Annotated in this window: 24 protein-coding genes; 9 read left to right on the forward strand and 15 right to left on the reverse strand. The window is 61.8% G+C overall.

What is annotated here, in order from left to right; all coding sequences use genetic code 11:
• The first annotated feature begins 333 nt into the window (after positions 1–333).
• The gene (locus tag IVA95_RS15975; protein ID WP_247511329.1) at positions 334–1,848 is read left to right on the forward strand and encodes a DEAD/DEAH box helicase; all 1,515 of its coding nucleotides are present in this window, start codon (positions 334–336) and stop codon (positions 1,846–1,848) included.
• A gap of 125 nt (positions 1,849–1,973) precedes the next feature.
• A complete protein-coding gene (locus IVA95_RS15980; RefSeq protein ID WP_247511331.1) occupies positions 1,974–3,041 on the forward strand; it encodes a GGDEF domain-containing protein in 1,068 nt (355 codons plus the stop codon).
• A 21-nt stretch (positions 3,042–3,062) separates the two neighbouring features.
• On the opposite strand, the gene IVA95_RS15985 is transcribed toward IVA95_RS15980, so the two are convergent.
• A complete protein-coding gene (locus IVA95_RS15985) occupies positions 3,063–3,488 on the reverse strand; it encodes a TfoX/Sxy family protein (protein WP_247511333.1) in 426 nt (141 codons plus the stop codon).
• Between the two features lie 89 nt (positions 3,489–3,577).
• Between IVA95_RS15985 and IVA95_RS15990 the strand changes: the two genes are divergently transcribed.
• The gene (locus tag IVA95_RS15990; protein ID WP_247511723.1) at positions 3,578–4,525 is read left to right on the forward strand and encodes an SIR2 family protein; all 948 of its coding nucleotides are present in this window, start codon (positions 3,578–3,580) and stop codon (positions 4,523–4,525) included.
• Here the strand turns inward: IVA95_RS15990 and IVA95_RS15995 are convergent.
• The 9 genes from IVA95_RS15995 to IVA95_RS16035 form a co-directional block, all read right to left on the reverse strand.
• A complete protein-coding gene (locus IVA95_RS15995; RefSeq protein ID WP_171710914.1) occupies positions 4,464–4,850 on the reverse strand; it encodes an iron-sulfur cluster assembly accessory protein in 387 nt (128 codons plus the stop codon). The two genes, IVA95_RS15990 and IVA95_RS15995, sit on opposite strands and share 62 nt — an antisense overlap.
• Before the next feature lie 134 nt (positions 4,851–4,984).
• Entirely contained in the window at positions 4,985–5,398 is a 414-nt protein-coding gene (locus IVA95_RS16000; protein WP_247511334.1) for a VOC family protein, read from the reverse strand.
• A 9-nt stretch (positions 5,399–5,407) separates the two neighbouring features.
• Positions 5,408–5,779, reverse strand: coding sequence for an SUF system Fe-S cluster assembly protein (locus IVA95_RS16005; protein WP_028346267.1), 372 nt, complete (start codon positions 5,777–5,779; stop codon positions 5,408–5,410).
• The gene (locus IVA95_RS16010; protein WP_247511335.1) at positions 5,776–7,023 is read right to left on the reverse strand and encodes a cysteine desulfurase; all 1,248 of its coding nucleotides are present in this window, start codon (positions 7,021–7,023) and stop codon (positions 5,776–5,778) included. The genes IVA95_RS16005 and IVA95_RS16010 overlap by 4 nt, the downstream gene beginning before the upstream one ends.
• Positions 7,020–8,345 (reverse strand): Fe-S cluster assembly protein SufD, encoded by a 1,326-nt coding sequence (sufD, locus tag IVA95_RS16015; protein ID WP_247511336.1) that lies wholly within the window; start codon positions 8,343–8,345, stop codon positions 7,020–7,022. The genes IVA95_RS16010 and sufD overlap by 4 nt, the downstream gene beginning before the upstream one ends.
• A gap of 17 nt (positions 8,346–8,362) precedes the next feature.
• The gene (gene sufC, locus IVA95_RS16020) at positions 8,363–9,115 is read right to left on the reverse strand and encodes a Fe-S cluster assembly ATPase SufC (protein WP_247511337.1); all 753 of its coding nucleotides are present in this window, start codon (positions 9,113–9,115) and stop codon (positions 8,363–8,365) included.
• 23 nt (positions 9,116–9,138) lie between these two features.
• On the reverse strand, positions 9,139–9,468 hold the full coding sequence (locus tag IVA95_RS16025) for a hypothetical protein (RefSeq protein ID WP_247511338.1): 330 nt from the start codon (positions 9,466–9,468) through the stop codon (positions 9,139–9,141).
• The gene (gene sufB / locus IVA95_RS16030) at positions 9,465–10,946 is read right to left on the reverse strand and encodes a Fe-S cluster assembly protein SufB (protein WP_247511339.1); all 1,482 of its coding nucleotides are present in this window, start codon (positions 10,944–10,946) and stop codon (positions 9,465–9,467) included. Before sufB ends, IVA95_RS16025 begins: the two co-directional genes overlap by 4 nt.
• A gap of 90 nt (positions 10,947–11,036) precedes the next feature.
• Entirely contained in the window at positions 11,037–12,191 is a 1,155-nt protein-coding gene (locus IVA95_RS16035; RefSeq protein WP_247511340.1) for a cysteine desulfurase family protein, read from the reverse strand.
• A gap of 276 nt (positions 12,192–12,467) precedes the next feature.
• Here IVA95_RS16035 and IVA95_RS16040 point away from each other — a divergent pair, with 276 nt between their 5' ends.
• On the forward strand, positions 12,468–13,115 hold the full coding sequence (locus IVA95_RS16040; RefSeq protein WP_025589847.1) for an alpha/beta hydrolase: 648 nt from the start codon (positions 12,468–12,470) through the stop codon (positions 13,113–13,115).
• A 116-nt stretch (positions 13,116–13,231) separates the two neighbouring features.
• On the opposite strand, the gene IVA95_RS16045 is transcribed toward IVA95_RS16040, so the two are convergent.
• Together IVA95_RS16045 and IVA95_RS16050 are read right to left on the reverse strand one after the other, a co-directional pair.
• A complete protein-coding gene (locus IVA95_RS16045) occupies positions 13,232–13,912 on the reverse strand; it encodes a glutathione S-transferase family protein (protein WP_247511341.1) in 681 nt (226 codons plus the stop codon).
• Between the two features lie 116 nt (positions 13,913–14,028).
• Positions 14,029–15,129: an anhydro-N-acetylmuramic acid kinase gene (locus IVA95_RS16050; protein WP_247511724.1), complete on the reverse strand. Its 1,101-nt coding sequence runs from the start codon at positions 15,127–15,129 to the stop codon at positions 14,029–14,031.
• Positions 15,130–15,305: 176 nt separating this feature from the next.
• Here IVA95_RS16050 and tyrS point away from each other — a divergent pair, with 176 nt between their 5' ends.
• A complete protein-coding gene (gene tyrS / locus IVA95_RS16055; RefSeq protein ID WP_247511342.1) occupies positions 15,306–16,559 on the forward strand; it encodes a tyrosine--tRNA ligase in 1,254 nt (417 codons plus the stop codon).
• Between the two features lie 75 nt (positions 16,560–16,634).
• Here tyrS and IVA95_RS16060 read toward each other — a convergent pair whose 3' ends face one another.
• Both IVA95_RS16060 and IVA95_RS16065 read right to left on the reverse strand, forming a co-directional pair.
• On the reverse strand, positions 16,635–17,318 hold the full coding sequence (locus tag IVA95_RS16060; RefSeq protein ID WP_247511343.1) for a DUF1326 domain-containing protein: 684 nt from the start codon (positions 17,316–17,318) through the stop codon (positions 16,635–16,637).
• Positions 17,319–17,369: 51 nt separating this feature from the next.
• Complete coding sequence (locus IVA95_RS16065) at positions 17,370–18,173, reverse strand: MBL fold metallo-hydrolase (protein ID WP_247511344.1); 804 nt, start codon at positions 18,171–18,173, stop codon at positions 17,370–17,372.
• Positions 18,174–18,585: 412 nt separating this feature from the next.
• Between IVA95_RS16065 and IVA95_RS16070 the strand changes: the two genes are divergently transcribed.
• Both IVA95_RS16070 and IVA95_RS16075 read left to right on the forward strand, forming a co-directional pair.
• Entirely contained in the window at positions 18,586–19,596 is a 1,011-nt protein-coding gene (locus tag IVA95_RS16070; RefSeq protein ID WP_247511345.1) for an AraC family transcriptional regulator, read from the forward strand.
• Positions 19,597–19,859: 263 nt separating this feature from the next.
• Complete coding sequence (locus IVA95_RS16075) at positions 19,860–21,107, forward strand: MFS transporter (RefSeq protein ID WP_247511346.1); 1,248 nt, start codon at positions 19,860–19,862, stop codon at positions 21,105–21,107.
• On the opposite strand, the gene IVA95_RS16080 is transcribed toward IVA95_RS16075, so the two are convergent.
• Positions 21,108–22,010 (reverse strand): LysR family transcriptional regulator, encoded by a 903-nt coding sequence (locus IVA95_RS16080; RefSeq protein ID WP_213247767.1) that lies wholly within the window; start codon positions 22,008–22,010, stop codon positions 21,108–21,110.
• A 112-nt stretch (positions 22,011–22,122) separates the two neighbouring features.
• On the opposite strand from IVA95_RS16080, the gene bla reads away from it, so the two are divergent.
• A complete protein-coding gene (gene bla, locus IVA95_RS16085; RefSeq protein WP_247511347.1) occupies positions 22,123–23,019 on the forward strand; it encodes a class A beta-lactamase in 897 nt (298 codons plus the stop codon).
• 6 nt (positions 23,020–23,025) lie between these two features.
• Positions 23,026–23,448, forward strand: a complete 423-nt coding sequence (locus tag IVA95_RS16090; protein WP_247511348.1) for a hypothetical protein — start codon at positions 23,026–23,028, stop codon at positions 23,446–23,448.
• The last annotated feature ends 26 nt before the right edge of the window (positions 23,449–23,474 follow it).

Raw genomic sequence — 23,474 nt, forward strand, 5'->3', positions numbered from 1 at the left:
CATGCCATAGTCGGCACGTCATTGCCCACGGTTCAACGGTGTCGATCTATTGCGAATCCCGCGGCTCGATTTGACGGCCAAATGACGGTTTTCGCCCTTATTTGTGCGAAAACATTAAGCTTTTTCGACCATATTGCTGTTCCCAGATTGACTTTGGCCATTTCGACCCTATGTTCGCGCTCAACGCGGCCTTGGATCGAAACGCGATTCCCTAGGTTAGCCGCTCGTCTGCGTAAGTCAGAGCCCCCAGCTTTTCAAAGCGCGCCGTTTCGGGGCAAAACGCGACAGCCTTTTTACCCTCGATTCCGAACGGCGGTGTCGACTAGAGGCTCAATGTCTTTTTCCCATCTCGGTCTTTCCGATAAGGTCCTCGCCGCAGTTGCGGCCAGCGGTTACACCACCCCCACTCCCATCCAGGAACAGGCGATCCCTCCCGTTCTGGCCCGCCGCGACGTCCTCGGCATCGCCCAGACCGGCACCGGCAAGACTGCCGCCTTCGTCCTGCCTATGCTCACGCTTCTGGAAAAGGGCCGCGCCCGGGCACGAATGCCCCGCACCCTGATCCTCGAACCGACCCGCGAACTTGCGGCACAGGTGAAAGAGAATTTCGACAAGTACGGCGCCGGACAGAAACTCAACGTCGCGCTTTTGATCGGCGGCGTCTCGTTCGGCGACCAGGATTCCAAGCTGACCCGTGGCGTCGACGTCCTGATCGCAACTCCCGGCCGACTGCTCGACCACACCGAGCGCGGCGGGCTCCTGCTCACCGGCGTCGAACTCCTGGTCATCGACGAAGCCGACCGCATGCTGGACATGGGCTTCATCCCCGATATCGAACGCATCTGCAAGCTGGTGCCGTTCACGCGACAGACCCTGTTCTTCACCGCGACGATGCCGCCGGAAATCAGCCGCATCAGCGAAACCTTCCTGCACAATCCCGAGCGCATCGAAGTATCGAAGCCGGCGACGACAGCGACGGGTGTCTCGCAATTCCAGGTCGGCTGCGGTCGTGAGCCGCACCAGAAGCGCGAAATCCTCCGCCGCCTGTTGCGCGACGCCAAGGATCTCAACAACGCGATCATCTTCTGCAATCGCAAGCGCGAGGTGGCCGTCGTTTACAAATCGCTGCAGAAGCACGGCTTCAGCGTCGGTGCCTTGCATGGCGACATGGACCAGTCGGCGCGCACCGCGGCGCTCGATCAATTCCGCAAGGGCGAGATTCCGCTGCTGGTGGCCTCCGACGTCGCCGCCCGTGGTCTCGACATTCCCGCCGTCAGCCACGTCTTCAATTTCGACGTGCCGCATCATGCCGACGACTATGTGCATCGCATCGGCCGGACCGGCCGCGCCGGACGCGCCGGCACCGCGATTTCGATCGTCACCTCGCTCGACAATAAATCAATCGCCGCGATCGAACGGCTGATCGGGCAAACCATTCCTCTCGCTGAAGGCGATTACACCGTGCACTCGGACTCGTCCGAGGAAGGCGATCAGCCGCGCGAATATCGTTCACGCGACGGCTCCCGGGAAGGTTCGCGCGGCGGCCGCAAGCCACGGCGCGATCGCGAACCGCGTGGCGAACGCGAGCCGCGACAGGCCAGAGGCACGGACAAGCGCAGCGACAAGAGCGCCGATCGTGAACCACGGCATGCCAAAGGCGCAGGCCGCAGTGCCGCTCCGCAGCCGGAGGCCGCCGCCTTCTCGCCGCCCGCCCCTGCGCAGCCTTCGCGCGTACCCTCGATCGGGCGACCCGAACCGCGGCGCGCCCACCGCGACGTCGAATCGGAGCCCGCCGATCACTCGCACCTTCCTGCATTCCTGTTGCGGCCCGTTCGCGCCCGCGTCTGATAAGCGTCGATCCCAACGGCCGGAACTGTTTACCGGCCGTTCATCCTCCTCCGTTAACTTGCGGCGATAATTTAATCATTGCTGCACGGCAACGACCGGCGCTGCTCGCTATTGGGGACGGATCAGTGGTCAAGCTGCTGGACGAGCACGAACGCACGATGGCGTTTGCCGAAGTCGCGTTGGGCCAGATCAAATCCCTCAGGCAGACCGCCGTCCCACGCAACTATGAAATCTGGTACGTCTACGCGACCGGATACAATGCTCCCCTCAACAAGATCATCAACGAGACATTGGCGCGCAACGGCACGCTGAGCGAGTCCGATCTCGAACAGATCTACGAAACCTATCTCTCCCACATCAAGGCTTCCGACCGCATCGACAAGGTCGGCGCGCGTGTGATCGGCGAGATCGACGACGTGATGACCCTCATCACCGAGGCGCTCGGCATGTCGGAGAGCTATGAGGCCAAGCTGAGCGGCGCGAACGAAAAGCTTAGGAGCGCCAAAAACCGCGATCAGATCAAGGCGATCGTCGACGGCCTGGTGAAATCGACGCGCGAGATGCGCGAGATCAACAAGGCGCTGGAGAACCGGCTCGCGCTGTCTAAGACCGAGATCAGCAATCTGCAGCACAGCCTCGAAGCGATCCGTGCCGAGAGCTTGACCGATCCCCTGACCGGCTTGGGTAATCGCAAATATTTCGACCGCTCGATCGAGATGGCGGTGCGGACGGCGCTGGCAAGCGGCGAACCGCTGTCGCTGATGATGTTCGACATCGACCATTTCAAGTCGTTCAACGATTCCTACGGCCACCTCACCGGCGATCAGGTGCTGCGGCTGGTGGCGATGTCGCTGAAGCAAACTATCAAGGGTCAGGACATCACTGCCCGCTATGGCGGCGAGGAATTCGCGGTGGTGCTGCCGAATACCGGGCTGCGTCAGGCGCTGACGGTCGCTGACCACATCCGCCGCGCCGTCATGGCCAAGGAATTGAAGAAGAAATCGACCGGCGAAATTCTCGGCCGCGTCACCATCTCCGCCGGCGTCTCCATGCTGAAGCCAGACGACGACACGGATTCGCTGATCGAGCGCGCTGATGTCTGCCTGTACGCTGCCAAGCGCAATGGCCGCAACCGCGTGGTCTGCGAAGTCGACCCCGAATACGCCGCCGAGACCCGCAGCCAGGTCGCCTAACGTCAAGTCACCTGACCACAACTATTTTCGCGGCGCCTTCCTTGCGCCCGTGGCCTTCCGCTTCGCAGGCCGCTTGCCCGCAGCCTTCCCGGACACCTTCACCGCCTTGCGTGCCTTCGGCCGCTTGCGCAAGGCCGCGCGCTGGGCCGCTGCCAGTGCAGCTCTCGCCCATTCGGCCAGTTCCTCGGAGTCGTCGAACAGGCGCGCCGGCAATTGCCAATACGAATTCACTGTGACTGTCTTGGCCCGCGTCTGATACTGAAACGGCGCCGAGCCTTCCGCTTCGAATTGCGGAATGGTCTGTTCATCGGCGCGGAAATAGAGGCCGGCGCGCAGCGCCAGCGCGAAATTGGTGCCATCGGCGGAGATACCGTAGCCGGAAAACATCCGGCGGATGGTGACCGGGCCGAAATCGGCAAACAGGTCGATCAGGAAATCGCGGTCCATGCAAATCCTGCAGCGGCGGACGGAGCAGTTCCGGGCCAGTGATAGCAGAACTAATTGGAACGGAACACAACAGAGCCAATTGAATGAGCATGAAGTACTCGAAGAGCGGTGCAGAGGTGCGGTTGGCCCCCCGCGATGTCCTGGCACGCGCGATCAAGGAGCGGCATGCCATCCTGTTCGTCGGCGCCGGCGTCTCGATGTCGGTCGGGCTGCCCTCATGGCAGACGCTGATCGATCATCTGCTCGATGAGCTGGAGCTCGATCGCAGCACGATGGACGACATGCGCGAGAGCTACCAGATGCTTGCCGAATATTACCGCCTGAAGCAGGGCAGCATGGGCCCGCTGCGCAGTTGGATGGACCGAACCTGGAAAGTCGCCTGCGACCGCGTGGCCACTTCGGAGCTGCATCGGCTGATCGTCGAGCTCGACTTCCCGGCCATCTACACCACCAACTACGACCGTAACCTCGAAACCGCGTTCGAGGTTCACCACAGACCGTACGCGAAGATCACCAACGCCAAGGAGATCGCCGACGCGCCGGAAGGCGTCACCCAGATCATCAAGTTTCACGGCGACTTCGACGACGATGATTCGCTCGTCCTGACGGAGACCGACTTTTTCAATCGCCTGTCGTTCGATTCACCGCTCGACATCAAATTCCGCGCCGACGCGCTTGGACGGACGATCCTGTTCATCGGCTACAGCATGTCGGACCCGAACATCCGCCTGCTGCTGCATCGGATCTGGGAGATCTGGGAGAAGTCCGGCCGAAAAGAGGATCGCCCACGTTCGTTCGTGTTTATGCCCTCGCCTAACCCCGTGCAGGAGGCGCTGCTGGCGCGCTGGGGGATGACGTTGCTCGCGCCGGAGGGAGACACGCCTGTGGACGATGCGCTGGTCGCACTGCTGCGCGACGTTCAGGCGAGAATACGCACGTTGCCCGGGCCAGCTACTGAGCCGGCAAGAAAGGAGATCAAACCTTCGCGGGCGTCAGTTGCACCGACTCGCCGCAGCCACAGGCGGAAACCTGGTTAGGGTTGTTGAAGATGAACTGGGCCTGGAGCTTGTCGGCCTTGTAGTCCATCTCGGTGCCGAGCAGGAACAGGACCGCCTTGGGATCGACCAGGATCTTGACGCCCTTGTCCTCGACCACTTCGTCGGTCGGGCGGATCTCGTGGGCGTATTCCACCGTATAGGATTGCCCGGCGCAGCCGCCGTTTTTGATGCCGACACGCAAGCCGACGATCTCGGAATCGGCCCGCTTGGTCAGCTCCGTGATCCGCGCGGCGGCGGCCTCGGTCAGCTTCATCACCTGCGGGCGCGGCCGCGGCTTCGGCTTGGACTGGACGGTGGTATCCATTGCAGTCGATCTCCGGCGTCGCAGCGTGGCGACGAACTATCATGCCATTAAAATAACAACGAAATTCCCACTGTGAAGGTCTCTCGTCATGAACTCGATCAGAACCCCTCGAAACGCTCCGTACGCCCGCTAGTCTAGTAAATCTTCCAAATTCCCGGCGTCGCCAGTTCCAGCAAATGGTTGTCCGGGTCGCGGAAGTAGATGCTCTTGCCGCCGCGCGGCCAGTCCGTCCTGCCTTCGATCGCGACATTGTGCTCGCCGAGTGCCTCTTCCCACACCGGCAGCTCAGCCGCCGGGATGGCAAAGGCCATATGAATGGGGCCGCTGCCATCATGCGGCGGAATGGTGCCGCCGGGGAGTTGGATCGTCTCGGGCGCCGAGCCGCGGCGAAACAGCAGCAGCACGCTTCGGCCGCCTACATCGAAAGCAACGAACCGCGAATCCGCCGTCAGCGCTTCCAGACCCAGCACCTCCTGGTAGAACGCGCGGGCGCGGTCGAGATCATCGACGTACAGTGCGGTCTCGATGACGCCGGATAGCTGCGGCAACGGATCCCTTCACCACATGTTGAGGACGAGGCGCGCCTCGTCGGACATCCGATCCGGCGTCCAGGCCGGATCCCACACCAGATTGACATTCACGACACCGACGCCGGGCACGCTGGCAATCGCGTTCTCCACCATCGTCGGCAGTTCGCCGGCCGCCGGACAATTCGGGGTGGTCAGCGTCATCGTCACATCGACGCTCCGGTCGTCCTTCAGGTCGACCTTATAGATCAGTCCGAGTTCGTAGATGTCGGCCGGAATCTCCGGGTCGAACACCGTCTTCAGCGCCGCGACGATTTCGGTGCCCAGCCGCTCCGTCTCCTCCGGCGGCAGCGCCGAGTTGGTTTCCATGTTGGCGGTTTTGACTTCGGCCGTATCACTCATGCGAACAAATCCCGCGCCTTGATCAGCGCCTGTGCCAGATGGTCGACTTCTTCCCGGGTATTATACATTCCAAACGAGGCCCGGCAGGTGGCTGTGACATTGAACCGCTCTAAAAGCGGCATCACGCAATGGGTGCCGGCGCGCACCGCGATTCCCTGCCGGTCAATTACGGTTGCGACGTCGTGGGCGTGTGCCCCCTTCATCTCGAAGGAGATCACCGGCCCCTTGCCACGCGCGGTGCCGATCAGGCGCAGCGAATTGATTTCGCGCAGACGCTCTTGGGCGTAGGTGAGAAGATCGTGTTCATGGGTGGCGATGCGGTCCTTGCCGATCGACTCGACGTAGTCGATCGCAGCGCCCAACCCGATCGCCTCGACGATCGGTGGCGTCCCGGCTTCGAACTTGTGCGGCGGATCGCCGTAGGTGACCCAGTCCTTTGCCACCTCGCGGATCATCTCGCCGCCGCCATTATAGGGCCGCATTGCCACTAGGTGCTGATGCTTGGCATAGAGCGCGCCAATCCCGGTCGGACCATAGATCTTGTGGCCGGTGAAGGCATAGAAATCGCAATCGAGGTCCTGCACGTCGATCGGCAGATGGACCGCACCTTGCGCGCCGTCGACCAGCACCGGGATGCCGCGGTCATGGGCGAGCTTCACGACCTCCTTGACTGGGACGAAGGTGCCAAGCGCGTTCGACATCTGGGTGATGGCGACAAGCTTGGTGCGCGGCGTCAGCAGCTTCTCGAATTCCTCGATCAGGAAATTGCCGTCGTCGTCGACCGGCGCCCATTTGATCACTGCGCCATGGCGCTCGCGCAGAAAGTGCCAGGGCACGATGTTGGAGTGGTGCTCCATGATCGAGAGCACGATCTCGTCGCCCTGCTTGATGTTGGGCTCGCCCCAGGACGATGCCACGAGGTTGATGGCCTCGGTCACATTGCGGGTGAAGATGATTTCTTCATTACGCGCCGCATTGATGAATTTCGCGACCTTGGCACGGGCACCCTCGTAAGCCTCGGTCGCGGCATTGGCGAGATAGTGCAAGCCGCGGTGTACGTTGGCGTACTCGCTCTTGTAGGCTTCCGTCATGCGGTCGAGCACTGCATTCGGCTTTTGCGCCGAGGCCGCGTTGTCGAGATAGACCAGCGGCTTGCCATAGACCTTCATCGCCAGCGCGGGAAAGTCCTCGCGCACGCGGGCGACGTCATAGGCGCCATTCTTGACCGCCGGATGCTGGGTCATGCCCGCGCCTCCAGCCAACGCTGCGCGGCGGCGATTGCGAGTTCGCGCAGATCGTCGTTGGCAATCGATTCGATGGCCTCGCCCACGAATGCCTGGATCAGCAGCGCCTGGGCCTCCTTCTCGGAAAGGCCGCGGGCACGCAGATAGAACAGCAGGTTCTCGTCCAGAGCGCCGGTGGTCGCACCATGGCCACAGGTGACGTCATCAGCGAAGATCTCGAGCTCCGGCTTGTTGTCGGCCTCGGCCTCGTCGGACAGCAGCAGCGCCCGCGTCATCATCTTGGCGTCGGTCTTCTGCGCGTCCGGACGGACGATGATGCGGCCCTGGAACACCGAATGGCCGCGGCCGTCGACGACGGCACGAAAGACTTCTCTGCTGGCACAGTTCGGCACCGCGTGGTCCAAGAACAGCGTGGTGTCGGCGTGCTGGCGGCCATTGAGCAGGTTGACGCCGTTGGTCTCGACCCGGGAACCCTCGCCGGCAAAGGCGATGGTCGCCTGATAGCGGCTGACGGCCGCGCCGGAGGTCATGCCAAAGGTATTGAAATGCGTATGCGCGCCCAGCGTCACCACGGCGGACGAAATGTTGACCGCGTCACGCCCATCCTCGACCAGTCGAACATGGTCAAGCCGCGAATTGTCGCCGATTGCGACGATCAGGGAGTCATGGGCCTGATAGGCCTTCGCGCCGTCGGCCGCGATGTAGCTTTCGACCAGCGTCGCGCCGGCATCCTTGCCGAGACGCAGCAGCGAACGGGTGAACATCGCAGCCGGCGTGGCACCGCTCGCGACATGAATGACCTGTAGCGGCTGCTTCAGCACGACGCCGTTGGCGATCTCGATCACCACGCCATCAGTCATCATGGCGCTGTTGAGCGCGACCATCGGATTGGCATTGTCGGGCGTGAATAGTTGCGTCTGCAGCGCGGCATCGCCGGTCTCCAGCACGTCGTGCAGGTTGCGGACGGTAACGCCCTTCTCCAGCCCCTCCAGTTCGGAGAGCTTCGGCGCGAACACGCCGTCCACCAGCACCAGCCGACGGGCGCCCTTGATCGCCTGCAGCTTCACGGCGGCAGCAGCCTGCTTCAGTGTGGCCGCGTCCGGTGCGGTCGCCAGCGGCAGCACCTCGCGTATCAGCGCCCGCAAATCGGTGTATTTCCAGTCCTCGAGCCGGCGGTGCGGCAGACCCACACGGTCATAGGCCTCGAAGGCGGTATTCCGCGCCTCGGCGATCTTGCCACCGCCCGGCAGCCGATCGCGCACCACCGCAAAGCTCTCGCTCAGCGCGCGCCCGGTTTCGTTTTTTGCCAGAACCACATTCATCACAAATCCGTCCGCGGTCAGGCCGCTTCTTCGAACTGGGCATAGCCGGAAGCCTCGAGCTCCAGCGCCAGATCCTTGCCACCGCTTTTGACGACCCGGCCCTTCGACATGACGTGCACGAAGTCAGGTATGATGTAGTTCAGCAGCCGCTGGTAGTGGGTGATGACCACCATGGCGCGATCGGGCGAACGCAGCGCGTTGACGCCGTCGGCTGCGATCCTGAGCGCGTCGATGTCGAGGCCGGAATCCATCTCATCGAGGATGCAGACGGCCGGCTCGAACAGCGCCATCTGCAGAATCTCGTTGCGCTTCTTCTCGCCGCCGGAGAAGCCGACATTGACGCCACGCTTGAGCATGTCCTGCGGGATGTTCAGCGACTTGGCGACCGCACGAACCTTCTTGAGAAACTCCGGAGACGAAAGCTGGCTTTCGCCGCGCGCCTTGCGCTGGGCATTCAACGCCGTGTGCAGGAAGTTCCAGGTGGTGACACCGGGAATTTCGACCGGGTACTGGAACGCCAGGAACACGCCCTTGGCGGCGCGTTCGTCCGGCTCCATCTCCAGGAGGTCCTCGCCCCGGAACAGGATTTGACCGTCGGTGACTTCGTAACCCGGCTTGCCAGCGATGACATGCGAGAGCGTGGATTTGCCGGAGCCGTTCGGCCCCATGATCGCGTGGACTTCGCCCGGGTTCACGGTCAGCGTTAGCCCGTGGAGAATTTCGTTATCCTCGACACGAACCTTCAGGTCTTTCACTTCGAGTAATGGCATAACTTTCCCTTGTGGAAATTCGTTTAGTGGCGCTGCCGGATCGGGCGCTCATAGGCGACAATCGCGGCGTCCGGGCACGCGCTTTCCAGACTTGCGATCTCGTCAAGCTTGACCGCATCGAGTTCCGCCGCTGCGATCAAATTGCAAAGTCCGTCGCCGACAGCCGCGCGGCAGTTCGCCCGATAGGCCATCAGATAAACACCCATCCTGTCGGCGGCGGCCTCAAGGCGGCGTGCCTGCGCGGCGCTTGGCCGGAACCACTCTGAGCTGTCGAGCCGCGACAAACTGGTTTCATCGATCTCGTTCAAGATCGGCAACAGCGTGCGCATCTCGCTGATGTCAGTTGCGATCATCCGACGCTGCCCTCCAGCGAGATCGAGATCAGCTTCTGCGCCTCAACCGCAAACTCCATCGGCAGTTGCTGCAGCACGTCCTTTACGAAGCCATTGACCACGAGGCCGACGGCTTCTTCCTGGCTGAGGCCGCGCTGGGTGCAATAGAACAGCACGTCCTCGGAGATCTTTGACGTCGTCGCTTCGTGCTCGAAGGTCGCCGACGAGTTCTTCGCCTCGACGTAAGGAACGGTGTGCGCGCCGCATTTGCCGCCGATCAGAAGCGAGTCGCAGGCGGTATAGTTGCGTGCGCCCGTCGCCTTGCGATGGGCAGTGACAAGACCGCGATAGGTGTTCTGCGAGACGCCGGCCGCGATGCCCTTGGAGATGATACGGCTCGACGTATTCTTGCCAAGATGGATCATCTTGGTGCCGCTATCGACCTGCTGATGACCGTTCGAGATCGCGATCGAATAAAACTCGCCGCGCGAATTGTCGCCGCGCAGGATACAGCTCGGATATTTCCAGGTGATCGCCGAACCGGTCTCGACCTGGGTCCAGGAAATCTTCGAGTGATTGCCGCGGCAGTCGCCACGCTTGGTGACGAAATTGTAGATGCCGCCGACGCCTTCCGAGTTGCCGGGGTACCAGTTCTGCACCGTCGAATACTTGATCTCGGCGTCGTCGAGAGCGACGAGCTCAACGACCGCCGCATGGAGCTGGTTCTCGTCGCGCTGCGGTGCGGTACAGCCTTCGAGATAGCTGACGTACGATCCCTTGTCGGCGATGATCAGCGTGCGCTCGAACTGGCCGGTGTTGCGCTCGTTGATACGGAAGTACGTCGACAATTCCATCGGGCAGCGCACGCCCGGCGGCACGTAGACGAACGAGCCGTCGGAGAACACCGCCGAATTCAGCGTCGCGAAATAGTTGTCCGAGGTCGGCACGACCGATCCGAGATACTGCTTCACCAGTTCGGGGTGTTCGCGGATCGCCTCCGAGATCGGCATGAAGATCACGCCGGCGGCCTTCAGCTCCTTCTGGAAGGTGGTCGCGACCGAAACCGAGTCGAACACAGCATCGACCGCGATTCTGCGCTCGCCTTCCGGCTTCACCACGCCTTCAAGCACCTCGACTTCGCGGAGGGGGATGCCGAGCTTCTCGTATGTCTTCAAGATTTCCGGATCGATCTCGTCAAGCGAGCCGATCTGCTTCTTCGGTTTCGGCGCCGAATAGTAATAGAGCTCCTGATAGTCGATCTTGGGATAGTTGACCCGCGCCCAGGTCGGCTCGGTCATGGTCAGCCAGCGGCGATAGGCCTCCAGACGCCATTCCAGCATCCAGGCCGGCTCGTTCTTCTTCGCGGAAATAAAGCGGACGGTGTCTTCCGAGAGACCCTTGGGGGCCTTGTCGGACTCGATCAGCGTCTCAAAACCATATCGGTATTGGTCGACGTCGATGCGGCGTACCCGCTCGACCGTCTCTTGTACGGCTGGCATTCCATCCTCCGCTCGCGGTTTCAAGGACCGCGGTGGAACAATCGTAAAAGTCGAATTCGAGGTCTTCCGACGAAACGCGCTTAGAACGGTTCAAGCCGTGTTTCGTCGCCCTCTAAGTAAGGCATCGGCGAGCTTTCGCCAAGCCTGAAGGGCCAAATCAATATCTGTCTCTGTGGTAGACCAGCCCAGACTGAGCCGCACCGCTCCCTGCGCCAGTTCCCTATTGAACCCCATGGCGGCCAGAACGTGGGACGGCTGCACCTTGCCAGAGGAACAGGCGGAACCTGACGATACCGCAATACCGCCGAGATCGAAGCCAATTACGGCCGTTTCGGCCCGGAGCCCGGGAACGGTAAACAACGTGGTATTGGGCAGGCGCGGCGCATCCTCTGAAAATACAATTATTTCAGGCGTTTGGCTCAACCCCTTCTCAAGGCGCTCACGCAAGCCCTGCTGCCGGACAGCATTAGCCGGCAGCTCGGCCATGGCCGCCTTGGCCGCTGCGCCGAAGGCCGCAATACCAGCGACATTCTCGGTTCCTGCCCGGCGGCCCAGCTCCTGGCCGCCGCCGCGAAGCAGCGGCTCCAGCCCCTGCACCTCCTCGGCCAGAACCAGCGCACCAACGCCCTTGGGACCACCGATCTTGTGCGCAGACAGCGTGATCAGATCGGCCCCTATTGAGCTGATATCGAAAGGTATTTTTCCGAATGCCTGAATCGCATCGACATGCAGGAGCCCGCCCGCTTCATGCACGATGTCAGCGACTTCCCCGATTGGTTGAATGGCGCCGGTCTCGTTGTTGGCCAGCATCACCGAAACCAGCGCTGGCGGCCCATCGGCAAGCAACGCACGCAGATGGGCGAGGTCCACCAAGCCGGCACCGGAGACCTTAATCGCCGCGATCATATCCGCAGGAAACCGCCCTCCCGACAGCACCGACGTATGCTCGATGGCTGAGACCACCAGCCGCTGCACTGGCCGACCTGTGGCCCGGCGCAATCCCGGTGCCAGCGCCATTGCATTGGCTTCGGTGCCTCCGGAAGCAAAGACGACATCCTGGGGACGGGCGCCGACGGCCGCCGCGATAGCGGCCCGTGCGTCCTCGACAAGCCGGCGCGCCAGACGCCCTTCAGCATGCACTGAGGACGGATTGCCGGCCAGCTCCCAGGCAGCCGTCATCGCCTGCCTCGCCTCTGGGCGAAGCGGCGTCGTCGCATTCCAGTCGAGATAGATCCGGTCAGGCATTGCTGTATAATATTACCTATGTCCGCGGGCGGGCCAGCGCGAGCTTAGGCCATGCGCCATCGCGAGATGCCTTATGGCAATTGGGGATCGCGCCGTCTCCTACAATCGTAGGCTAACGCATTGAACCGCCTTCGAGATGTTCAAGATGCTTGCTTTTTGCCCCTCGCCTCATGCTAGAAGGCCGCAACCAGTTCACGGGAGCGCCGTTCGCGCATCGCCCAACGGCGCATGATCACATTCTTCCGCCGGATCACGTCCGTTGCTTAGGGATCATCAATGCCTGAAGTAATTTTCACCGGCCCCGCGGGCCGTCTCGAAGGCCGTTATCATCCGGCCAAGCAGAAGAACGCGCCGATCGCCATGATCCTGCATCCGCATCCGCAGTTTCACGGCACGATGAATCACCAGATCGTCTACCAGTGCTACTACGCGTTTGCGCATCGCGGCTTCTCGGTGCTGCGTTTCAATTTCCGCGGCGTCGGCCGCAGCCAAGGCTCATTCGATCATGGCACCGGCGAGCTCTCGGACGCGGCCTCCGCGCTCGACTGGGCGCAGACCATCAATCCCGAAGCGCGCGCCTGCTGGGTCGCGGGCTTTTCGTTCGGCGCCTGGATCGGCATGCAGCTCCTGATGCGCCGGCCCGAGGTCGAAGGTTTTATTTCGATCGCGCCGCCCGCCAATCTATACGACTTCTCGTTCCTCGCGCCCTGCCCGTCTTCCGGCCTGATCGTGCATGGCGAGAAGGACGCGGTGGTGCCGCCGAAGGACGTCAATACGCTGGTCGAGAAGTTGAAGACGCAAAAAGGCATCGTGATCGATCAGCAGATCATCCCCGGCGCCAACCACTTCTTCGACGGCAAGCTCGAGCCGCTGATGGAAACGGTGACCGGCTATCTCGACATGCGGCTCGCCAACGTCCGCTGACGTCAATTTGAGATGCGTAGCCCGGATGAAGCGCAGCGAAATCCGGGACCGCTGCCAGTGGTGACGAGTCCCGGATTGCGCTGCGCTCCATCCGGGCTACAGCAACACGGCGATACCTAAGCCGCCAGCTTCAGCATATGCGCGTTATGGCGCACCAGGAACGCGTGCAGCAATTGCGGATAGTCGGGTCCCACTGCCGTGCGGACACTCGGCCGCTGCGCCAGCGCCTCCCGCCATGCGCGGACCTTCGGTGTATCGGCAAAGACCGAGAGGTCGATCAACTGATCGAACACGTCGAAATATCGGAAGATCGGCGCAAACACCGCGTCCACCAGGCTGAATTTTTGACCGGCAAAGAACGGCCCCGTCCCCAGCGCCTCCTCGACGCGCGAAAACTTTGCGGCGACGGCCTGCCGCTTGCTTTCGAACACCGCAGGATCCCCCGTCGTCTCCAGGCCCCAGAGCTCGCTCAGAATGGTGGAGCCGAACTCCATCCAGGCCCGATGCTGCGCGCGCTGGAGTGCATCCTGCGGATGCAGCTTGGCGCCGCCCTGGGTTTCTTCGATGTATTCGCAAATCACGTTGCTTTCGAACAGCGCGACCTCCTTGCCGTCTGCGCTGGTCACGACCAACACCGGCACCTTGCCGAGCGGCGATATCTTCAAAAACCAGTCCGGCTTGTTGGCGAGATCGATATCGACCCGCTCGAACGGAACGCCCTTTTCGTTCAGCGCGATCACGGCACGCTGCACATAGGGGCAAAGCTTGTGGCTGATCAAAGTGAGCTTCTGCGCCATGACGACCTCCAACGCGAGGCCGCTCGGCCCCGCTTCATGCATTTGCATCTAAGTTAGATGCATCTGCATGTAGTCGTCAAGGTCGATGCAATTGCATCAACATATCTTGAACCGCGTCACGGTCGCGCGATGATGCCCCCGGTCATCGGGATCGGCACCCCCGTGGTGGCGGGATAGCTCAGCGGCAGGCCTTTCAGGCCCCGCGCCGCCAAAAATCCAAATGCCTGCGCCTCGATGGCGTCGGAGGCCCAGCCCAGGGTGTCCGCGGCCCGGACGGTCGCCGGCGCCAGACACTCACGCAGCATCCGCAACATGGTCAGATTGCGGGCGCCGCCGCCAGCCACGATCCAGTTCTTCGGTTCCTTCGGCAGCAAGGGTACCACCCGGGCGATCGCAGCGACCGTAAAGGCGGTCAGCGTCGCCGCGCCATCCTCGGGCGGCATGTCGCCGAGCTTCAGCCCCGCAAAATCGTTGCGATCGAGCGATTTCGGCGGCGGCAGCGAAAAGAACGGCATCTGCAGCGCGCGGTTGATCCAGGCTGCGTCCACCTTGCCAAGCGCGGCGGTGCGGCCTTCGGTGTCGAAGCGCTGGTTCATGCGGCGGAACATGTAATCGTCGAGCAGCGCGTTGCCCGGACCGGTGTCGCAGGCGATCAGCGTGTCGCCGTCGATGTAGGTGATGTTGGCGACCCCGCCGATATTGACCACGACGGTCGGCCCCTCCCAATCCAGCGATTGGGCGAGCGCGCGGTGATAGACCGGCACAAACGGCGCGCCCTGCCCGCCGGCTTCGACATCGGCCGCACGGAAATCGTACATGACCGGAATGTGGATCGTCTTAGCGAGCGTCAGCGCGTCGCCGATCTGGACCGTCAGCTTTTTCTCTGGCCGGTGCAGCACCGTCTGGCCGTGAAAGCCGACAATGTCGATATCGTCGAAGCGCATCCGGTGTTGTGCGGTAAAGGCGGCGACCGCCTCGGCATGCGCCGCTGTGACAACCCGCTCGGCCTCGCGCAGGCAGCCGGGCCGCGCCGCGCGATCCGACAGCTCAGCGGCCTCGTACAGCGCCTGGCGCAAGAGGCCGCGCTCCGTATCGGTATAGGGCCGGTATCCTGATGGGCCCAGGGCATTGACGCGGCGGCCGTCGGTTTCGATCAAAGCGACATCCACCCCGTCGAGCGAGGTGCCGCTCATCAAACCTAATGCGGTCAACATCATAGTCGATTGTGCCTTTGAAACGCCCTGCTCGATACGTCCCGCCGACGACGACCAGCTTGTGCCAAACACGCACATCTTATAATGCCACAGCGCCCGGCCCTGCGGCAGCCTGTTCCGCCATGGTTCCGCAACTCGTTACAATTACAGTGAAAATAGAATGATCAAGCAGCCCGCCAATGACCAAATTTAAATCAGATTTCCTGAACATTTTACAGGAACGCGGCTTCATCCACCAATGCTCCGATTTCGAAGGTCTTGATGCGCTGGCCGCCAAGGGCCAGGCGACCGCCTATGTCGGCTATGACTGCACCGCGCCGTCGCTCCATATCGGCAATTACCTCACCATGATGATGCTGTATTGGCTGCAGCAGAGCGGCAATAAGCCGATCACTCTGATGGGCGGCGGCACCACCATGGTCGGCGACCCCTCCGGCAAGGACGAATCGCGCGCCATCCGCCCGATCGAGGAAATCGAGGCCAACAAGGCCTCGATCCGCGGCGTGTTTGCGAAGGTGCTACGCTACGGCGATGGCCAGAGCGATGCCATCATGCTCGACAATGCCGAATGGCTGACGAAGCTGAACTATATCGAGATGCTGCGCGAGATCGGCCGGCATTTCTCGGTCAACCGCATGCTGACGATGGATTCGGTCAGGCTCCGGCTCGAACGCGAGCAGGAGATGAGCTTCATCGAGTTCAACTACATGGTCTGCCAAGCCTACGATTTCGTCGAACTGGCGCGGCGCACCGGCTGCCGGCTGCAGATGGGCGGCTCCGATCAGTGGGGCAATATCGTGATGGGCGTCGATCTCGGCCGCCGCATGGGCACGCCGCAATTGTTCGCGCTGACCACGCCGCTGCTCACGACCGCGTCGGGCGCCAAGATGGGCAAGACCGCACAAGGCGCGGTGTGGCTCAATGCCGACCAGTTCTCGCCTTACGATTTCTGGCAATACTGGCGCAACGTCGAGGACGCGGACGTCGTGAAATTTCTAAAGCTGTTCACGATCCTGCCGATGAGCGAGATCGAGAAGCTCGCGGCATTGCAGGGCGGCGAAATCAACGAGGCCAAGAAGGTGCTGGCGACGGAGGCGACCGCGCTGTTGCATGGCCGCGACGCCGCGAACACCGCCGCCGAAACCGCCCGGCAAACGTTCGAGCAAGGCGCGATCGCGGAGAACCTGCCCACGGTGGAAGTTTCGCGCGGCGAACTCGAGGCCGGCGCGGCCGTGCTGGGGCTGTTCGTGAAAGCGGGGCTCGTGACCTCGAATGGCGAGGCACGACGCCAGATCAAGGGCGGCGGCTTGCGGGTCAACGATGCCGCCGTGACCGACGAGAAAATGGTGCTCACGCCGTCCAACCTCACGCCGGAAGGCGTCATCAAGCTTTCCATGGGGAAGAAAAAGCACGTGCTGCTCAAGCCGGCTTAGGGCGTGGACTCATTAGCACGCAGCCAATTCGGATTGACGCAAGTTTGACGTGCGGCTGCTTCTAGACGCCTAGCATCATTCACGGGAACGCATATGCCCAAGCCATGCCGTGAGCCTTGATCTTTCCCTGACCAAGCCATCCTGATTGAAGTGGTGAACACAAAAGTGTGCCCATGAATCTTCGAACGCCATTTCCATGTCACCTGTGACCGACGTGGTACCTAGCCCGATTTCTGCGTAGGTAAACTCGAAACTGCCACTAGGACGCGCCAGCGCAATGTGGAATGGTTGACCAGTAAACTCGTCGATCTTCGGCCTGCCGATGCTCCGCATGACGCCGGGTATCTCTACCCTTGCGGTTCTGAATTCCAAGTCCGCATCGAGACCAATCGGCAGGAACAACGTCTCGCAAAACTCTGAGCATGTGGACGCGAATATGGCGAAAAGATTGGTCAATGGTTCGCATGCCTGGCCCGAGATGATCGTTTCAAGCGCGATCCGTTGAGCTTCATCCGAACGCTCGTCGATAACGATCTGGCGCCGGCCGTTTCCGTCCTTGATTTCGCCAGGCCACTTGTACAGGGCTGCCCAGTTCAGGCCTGAAAGCGCCGTATCGTTGAAGTGGCCTTCGACGATGGTGCCGACGAAGGCCGACTGACAATAGCCGTGAGTACTCGGCAGGTTGAACTGGCAACCGCAATTTATGGCGCAATTGCAGTTGTCATAAGTCTCGCTCTTGAATAGCCATCGATCAGCCATCTCACTGCGCCTCCCGAAAGCGATCACGCTCAACTCGACTTTGCGCGAGCTTCACGTCGGAACGAAGCGATAGCCATCCTTGCGCTCGACGAAGCCGGTGCCAGGGAACGGCAGGTGAGCACCGATCAGCCGGCGCTTTTCAATGACGAGTCGATCAAGCAGGCGTAGACGGGTCGAGATGCCCCGATCCGGCTCATGGTCGACTGGCACCGGCCACGACGGATGCTGGAATGAGATCACAGCGTGCGTAAGCGCGTCCCCAACGACGACGAGACCATCCCCACCGGCGATTTCGACCGAGATGTGGCCCTGCGTATGCCCTGGCGTATCGATGACCTGCACGCCGCTGACAATCTCCTCGCCAGCCCGTACCGTCCTTATCTTGTCCTTGACGGGCGAGAAATGGTTTCTGGCGCCATTGGTGATGCGATCGTTGGTTGCCAACACTGCCGGCAACCTTCGCATCACATCCGGGTCGGCCCAGAGGTTCCATTCGACGGCCGAAACGAGATAGCTCGCATTCGGATAGATCGGGTTATCATTCGCGTCGAGGATGCCCCAGAGGTGGTCGGGATGGCCGTGGGTCAGGACGATCTTGGTAACGGCCGTAGGTGGGATCCCGGCAGCTTTGAGGTTCTCCGCAAGCTTTCCCGCCGTGGGCTGATGGCGCGGACCGGTGCCCGCGTCGACCAGCACCACATCGGACTGGCTACGGATCACCGCGACAGTGTTCACGAGCTGGAGCCGTTCGCCGGTTTGTCCGGCTGCGTTCAGGGCGGCTTCGCGCTCGGCAGGCGGGGAGTCCGGCGTTACGAGGAACCCTGCTGGAAGGAAGAAATGGCCGTCGCTTACCATCAGCGTCTCGAGGCTACCTGATTTGTGGACCGGTACCGCATGGGCGGCTGCTGTTGTTGGTCGCAGCGATGACACGCACCCAGCTGCGGCCAGAGCCGCTGCGGCCGATTCACCCAGAAATTGGCGACGAGCTATTCTGTGAACATGCCCTGCGGTCACGACGCTTCCCTCCTTCATGGGCCGCCCTATCGATAGGCACCGCCCCGTTGGGCGCGAAGCTTAACTGGCGCATTCGGGTGCCAGATATCCGATTGCCGCGAGGGCCTATCCGGAAAGCGCGCAAACCGTGGAAATCGCCTCCGGAAAGCGCCAGTGATCACTATCCAAAAACTGCAAGAATGATCGGAGCATTCCCGGCCCCGGTGCCCATGCCTCGGTATGCGTGGTATGCTCGATCAATACGGAGGCGAGCATGCAGCTTGGCACAGCGCCCCTTCTGGAGCAGCTGCCCATCTTCCACAGCCGCAATGTGGAGGAGACCGGTGCATTCCTGCGCGCGAAAGGCTACCGCTTCGACATCGCAGGGCGGCAGGCCCGCCACCTCGATGCGCGCCTCAATGGCGTTTACATGCCGAGCCTCTACATGGGTTACGTGCAATACGGCGGCGCATCGGTCGTCCTGTCGCCGAGCCCCGCCCGCACGGACACCTGGATCCACCTGCCGCTTCGCGGGCACCTTGAAGCCACCATTGGCCGTGACAACTTCGTTTGCAATCCTAACCTCGCCACGATCATCTCGCCGATGTGCGAGAGTTGTCGGCTGGTATCGGAGGCAGACAGCAGCCGCATCCAACTGTCTCTGACCAAATCTAGCCTTACAGGTCAGCTTGCCGCCCTACTCGGCGAGCCACCAACCGCTCCCCTCGACTTTGCGCCCACGATCGACCTCGCCGCCGGCTACGGCCGCAGCCTGGCACGCTACGTGCTGATGGCCATAGCGGACCTCGAACAGGCGGGATCGGTGCTCTGGAGTACGACGACGATGAGCAAATTCGAGGAGTTCATTATTACCGCACTGCTGCTGTCGCACCCGCACAATTACAGCAACGCGCTGCGACGCCTCGAGAGGCCGATTGCGCCGCGTGACGTGAGGCGCGCGGTCGACTATATCGAGGCCCACCTCGACCAGGCAGTCACAGTGGCCGACCTCGTTACGGCAACCGGCGTTGCGGGCCGGACACTCTTTATGCACTTCAGGGATTTCAAGGGTGTCTCGCCGATGCGCTACCTACGGAACGCCCGCTTGAGGCAAGTTCGTCAAGCCCTGCTGCGGGCCGATCCGGAAGCGAATGTCACCGACATTGCCATGAGCACTGGGTTCACCCACATGGGCCGGTTCTCGGTCATGTACCGCACGTACTTTGGGGAAAGTCCTTCGGAGACGCTGAAAGGTCAGACGCAGCAATTTCGGAAGCAACCGTAGTTGGGAAGCTCCAGCCAGCAATTTCGTTTGCTGTGTTCAGTCGATCCACCAAATCAACCGAGTAGCTTCGTGCTGAGGCCCTTGTGGCACATCGCGTCATTTCGTTGCGATGCGGAATTTTGGTCGATACCGGGGCATAGCCGACATTGGCCAAGCCCACACCAATCGATTCCGATTTGTGAGTACGCGCCCTTAATCAGACCTGCATAGGTGCATTCGTTTTTGAGGCTTGCGGTATCGGCAGAAACGCGCTCCCTGCTCGCATGGATAACAAGACTCGCGGGGAGGATATCGCGACGCAGCCGCTCAAGCCGGGGCGGATTGCGCTCAACGTGCTGGCGCTGTGCTTCACGCTGGCGCTGCTCGGCCGCGGCCTAGGCGAGAGCTTTACGGTTTTCCTCAAACCTATCTCGGAGAATTTCGGCTGGGACCGCGCGGAAGTGGTCTCGGTTTATTCGCTGACCTGGCTCGCCGGAGGACTGACGGCGCCGGTGGTGGGCCGGCTGTTCGACCGCTATGGCCCCCGCACCGTCTATTCGCTCGGGCTGCTGCTGCTCGGCGGGGCGTTTCTCGTGGCGTCACGCGCGCAGGCCCTGTGGCAATTCCAGTTGAGCGTCGGCGTCTCCGTCGGGATCGGCATTGCCTTCATCGGCAACGTGCCGAATTCGATTCTGCTCGGCCGCTGGTTCGGCCGGCGATTGCCGATCGCGATGGCGGTGGTCTATTCCGCGGCCGGCGCGGGCGTGCTGGTGCTGTTGCCGGCGTCGCAGCTTCTGATCGATTACATTGGCTGGCGCGGCGCCTATCAGACGTTCGGTATTGTTGCGCTGTGTCTGCTGCTGCCGTTGTTGCTGCTGCCCTGGCGGCTGTTCTCGACGGGCTCGCCGCACATCGCCAAAAAGACCGATCCCGATTTCGTCGACGGCGGCTGGACGCTCGGCAGCGCGATGCGTCACCACGCGTTCTGGGCGCTGTTTTCGACCTTCTTTTTTACGGCCGTTGGGATGTATGCGCTTGCGGCGCAGATCGTCGCCTATCTGATCGATGCCGGCTTCCCGCCCCTGCAGGCCGCAACCGCCTGGGGCTTTTCCGGCGTCGTGCTGCTGTTCGGCATGCTGGGCGTCACCCAGCTCGATGCGATGATCGGACGACGTCCATCGGTGCTGCTCAGCTACGCGATCTCGATCGTCGGCATCATCCTGCTCTGGCTGCTGCAGTTCTATCCGAACTTCTGGCTGCTCGGCGCCTTCGTCGTGACCTTCGGCAGCATGATCGGCTCACGCGGCCCGCTGATCACGGCAACCGCGATGAAGATCTTTCGCGGCGAACGGGTCGGCACCATCTACGGCACGATCTCGATCGGCAGCGGCCTTGGCTCGGGGCTCGGCGCCTGGGCCGGTGGCCTGATCCACGACTGGACCCACAGCTACAACCCGGTGATCGCGTTCGCGCTGGTGGCCGTGGTGCTCGGGATGATTCCGTTCCTCGTAGTCCCGGCGCTGCGGCGCTAGCTACGTCCCGGCCTGCTTGCCAGGGCTCCTCTTTGTTGCTGCGATCGTTTCAAGCAGCCAGCTCTTGAATGAGAGCATCGCGGCTGTCGGTCGCCGGGAGTGCAGCGATGTAATCCAATAATCGCCTAGCGCGACTTCGATCTCAAAAGGACGTACCAGCCGCCGCTGGCGGATCTCGTCCTGAAACAATACCGCCGGCAACAACGCAACGCCGAAACCGCGCGCCGCTACACTGGCGATCGTGATGGATGAATCGAATACCATTCCCTTGAGCACCGGACTCTGCAGTCCCGCCGCGGCAAACCATCGCGGCCATTCTTCCTGTCGGTAGGAACGTAGCAATACCTCGCGCTTGAGATCGGCCGGCCGGCTCAGCCTGCGAGCCAGCGACGGCGCGCAGAATGGGGTAAATGGCGCTCCCATCAAGTGGGTCGCCTCAGTGCCATGCCAAAGGCCATCGCCAAACCTGATCGCGTAATCGAGGCCTTCACCCGCAATGTCGATACGATTGTTGTTGGTGAACAGGCGCAAATCGATCCGTGGATAGGCTTTCCTGAAAGCATCGAGCCGCGGCAACAGCCATCCGGAAGCGAAGGTCCCGACTACACCGACCGCGATGACGTCCTGGTAGTGGCCGTCTTCAAAACGATTGAGCGTTTCGGTGAGCCGGCCGAAAGCCTCGACAATGCTCGGCAGCAGCAACTGTCCTTCATCGGTGAGCGCAACGCCGCGGGGTAGCCGGCGAAACAACTGTACGCCTAGCCGGTTCTCCAGCACTTTCACATGCTGGCTAACGGCCGCCTGTGTAACCCGAAGCTCCAGGCCAGCACGGGTGAAACTGAGATGGCGCGCTGTCGCTTCAAAGGCCCGTAGCGCATTGAGCGGAAGGTGCGAAAGCTTCATCCGGCGACGCATTGCTCGTCCTTAGTTTTTCTTATGCCTGCCCGCAGAACTCATCGTTTGTCAAGACGGCGACCTACCGGCACCTTCCTGCCCGCAGCAAGGAGGATTCGGAATGATCAGCAGAAGACAGTTCCAGCTTGGATTCGGCACGGCGCTGATAGCGACGGCTTTGTGTATCCGGCCGAAAGCAATGCGCGCATCGATCGCAGGCCAACGACTGATCGATGAGATCAAGCGCCTGGAGAGCGAAAGCGGCGGCGGCCGGCTCGGTGTTTGCGTCCTTGAGACAGCAACGGGCACGCGTCATGTCCACCGGGGTGACGAGCGCTTTCCGATGTGCAGCACGTTCAAGGTGCTCGCAGCCGCGGGTATTCTGGCCCGCGTAGATGCCGGCAGCGAGCACTTGACGCGGCGCATAACCTATAATGCGTCCGCACTCGTCGTGAACTCACCTGTCACTGAAAAGCACGTCAACGACGGCATGACGCTCGCTGAAATTTGCGAAGCGGCGGTAACGCGCAGCGACAATACGGCCGGCAATTTGCTGCTTGCCGGCATCGGCGGACCTCCGGGGCTGACGGCCTTCGCACGTAGTCTAGGAGACCAGGTCACGCGGTTAGACCGGAATGAGCCCTCGCTCAATGAGGCGTTGCCCGACGATCCCCGCGATACCACGACACCGAATGCAATGGCTTCGAATTTGCAGACCCTCATCCTCGGAACTACGGCGCTGTCGGCTGCATCGCGCGAGCAACTCACGGCATGGCTGATCGCCAACAAAACTGGCGACGCGCGACTGCGTGCAGGCTTTGCGAGAGACTGGCGCATCGGCGACAAGACCGGCGCTGGTGATCACGGCACGAACAATCACGTCGCCGTGGTCTGGCCGCCCAACAACACCCCCATCGTGATCACCGCCTATCTGACCGGCGCCACCGTGTCTGCCGCGCAGCAAAACGCCACCTTGGCTTCGGTCGCGCGGGCGGTCTCGGCCATGACATCTGGCTAGGTCGGAATGCAGGCCGTAATTGCCGGATTGTCGGTAGCGACCATCGTCCTGTACCTTGCAGCACCTGGTTCGTCTCCATCGATCGCGTCGGAGGATATATTTGCCGGCCGGCCCGCGTTTTCCGAAGCAGAGCAGCCAGCGCGGACGCCGGCCGACTGCAGAGATGTGAGGCGGATGGCCGACGGCATTCCTGAACTTGAGTACCGGATCGATCTCTCCGTGGTCGGCAGCCTGACGGCGGTGCAGACGGATCAAATTTTGTGGTATCTCGTGCTGTGCTCACCTCCGGATATCAGGATCATGTGCGTGACCTACCAATCCAACGGCGTGGCGATTGGCGACAGGGTCATCGTAAGAGGCGGATATCGACGACGCGACGCCAACCACGTCCTCTTGGATCCTTGTCTGGCAAGCAGACCAGAGCAGTGATGTCAGCCGAACGCAGCTTCCCATCC

Source organism: Bradyrhizobium sp. 157 (assembly GCF_023073815.1).
Taxonomy (GTDB): domain Bacteria; phylum Pseudomonadota; class Alphaproteobacteria; order Rhizobiales; family Xanthobacteraceae; genus Bradyrhizobium.

Coding starts and splice junctions, on each gene's coding strand:
- IVA95_RS15975 (WP_247511329.1), top strand. CDS start 334: ATGTCTTTTTCCCATCTCGGTCTTTCCGATAAGGTCCTCGCCGCAGTT.
- IVA95_RS15985 (WP_247511333.1), bottom strand. CDS start 3,488: ATGGACCGCGATTTCCTGATCGACCTGTTTGCCGATTTCGGCCCGGTC.
- IVA95_RS15990 (WP_247511723.1), top strand. CDS start 3,578: ATGAAGTACTCGAAGAGCGGTGCAGAGGTGCGGTTGGCCCCCCGCGAT.
- IVA95_RS15995 (WP_171710914.1), bottom strand. CDS start 4,850: ATGGATACCACCGTCCAGTCCAAGCCGAAGCCGCGGCCGCGCCCGCAG.
- IVA95_RS16005 (WP_028346267.1), bottom strand. CDS start 5,779: ATGAGTGATACGGCCGAAGTCAAAACCGCCAACATGGAAACCAACTCG.
- IVA95_RS16010 (WP_247511335.1), bottom strand. CDS start 7,023: ATGACCCAGCATCCGGCGGTCAAGAATGGCGCCTATGACGTCGCCCGC.
- sufD (WP_247511336.1), bottom strand. CDS start 8,345: ATGAATGTGGTTCTGGCAAAAAACGAAACCGGGCGCGCGCTGAGCGAG.
- sufC (WP_247511337.1), bottom strand. CDS start 9,115: ATGCCATTACTCGAAGTGAAAGACCTGAAGGTTCGTGTCGAGGATAAC.
- IVA95_RS16025 (WP_247511338.1), bottom strand. CDS start 9,468: ATGATCGCAACTGACATCAGCGAGATGCGCACGCTGTTGCCGATCTTG.
- sufB (WP_247511339.1), bottom strand. CDS start 10,946: ATGCCAGCCGTACAAGAGACGGTCGAGCGGGTACGCCGCATCGACGTC.
- IVA95_RS16035 (WP_247511340.1), bottom strand. CDS start 12,191: ATGCCTGACCGGATCTATCTCGACTGGAATGCGACGACGCCGCTTCGC.
- IVA95_RS16040 (WP_025589847.1), top strand. CDS start 12,468: ATGCCTGAAGTAATTTTCACCGGCCCCGCGGGCCGTCTCGAAGGCCGT.
- IVA95_RS16045 (WP_247511341.1), bottom strand. CDS start 13,912: ATGGCGCAGAAGCTCACTTTGATCAGCCACAAGCTTTGCCCCTATGTG.
- IVA95_RS16050 (WP_247511724.1), bottom strand. CDS start 15,129: ATGATGTTGACCGCATTAGGTTTGATGAGCGGCACCTCGCTCGACGGG.
- tyrS (WP_247511342.1), top strand. CDS start 15,306: ATGACCAAATTTAAATCAGATTTCCTGAACATTTTACAGGAACGCGGC.
- IVA95_RS16060 (WP_247511343.1), bottom strand. CDS start 17,318: ATGGCTGATCGATGGCTATTCAAGAGCGAGACTTATGACAACTGCAAT.
- IVA95_RS16065 (WP_247511344.1), bottom strand. CDS start 18,173: ATGGTAAGCGACGGCCATTTCTTCCTTCCAGCAGGGTTCCTCGTAACG.
- IVA95_RS16070 (WP_247511345.1), top strand. CDS start 18,586: ATGCAGCTTGGCACAGCGCCCCTTCTGGAGCAGCTGCCCATCTTCCAC.
- IVA95_RS16075 (WP_247511346.1), top strand. CDS start 19,860: ATGGATAACAAGACTCGCGGGGAGGATATCGCGACGCAGCCGCTCAAG.
- IVA95_RS16080 (WP_213247767.1), bottom strand. CDS start 22,010: ATGAAGCTTTCGCACCTTCCGCTCAATGCGCTACGGGCCTTTGAAGCG.
- bla (WP_247511347.1), top strand. CDS start 22,123: ATGATCAGCAGAAGACAGTTCCAGCTTGGATTCGGCACGGCGCTGATA.
- IVA95_RS16090 (WP_247511348.1), top strand. CDS start 23,026: ATGCAGGCCGTAATTGCCGGATTGTCGGTAGCGACCATCGTCCTGTAC.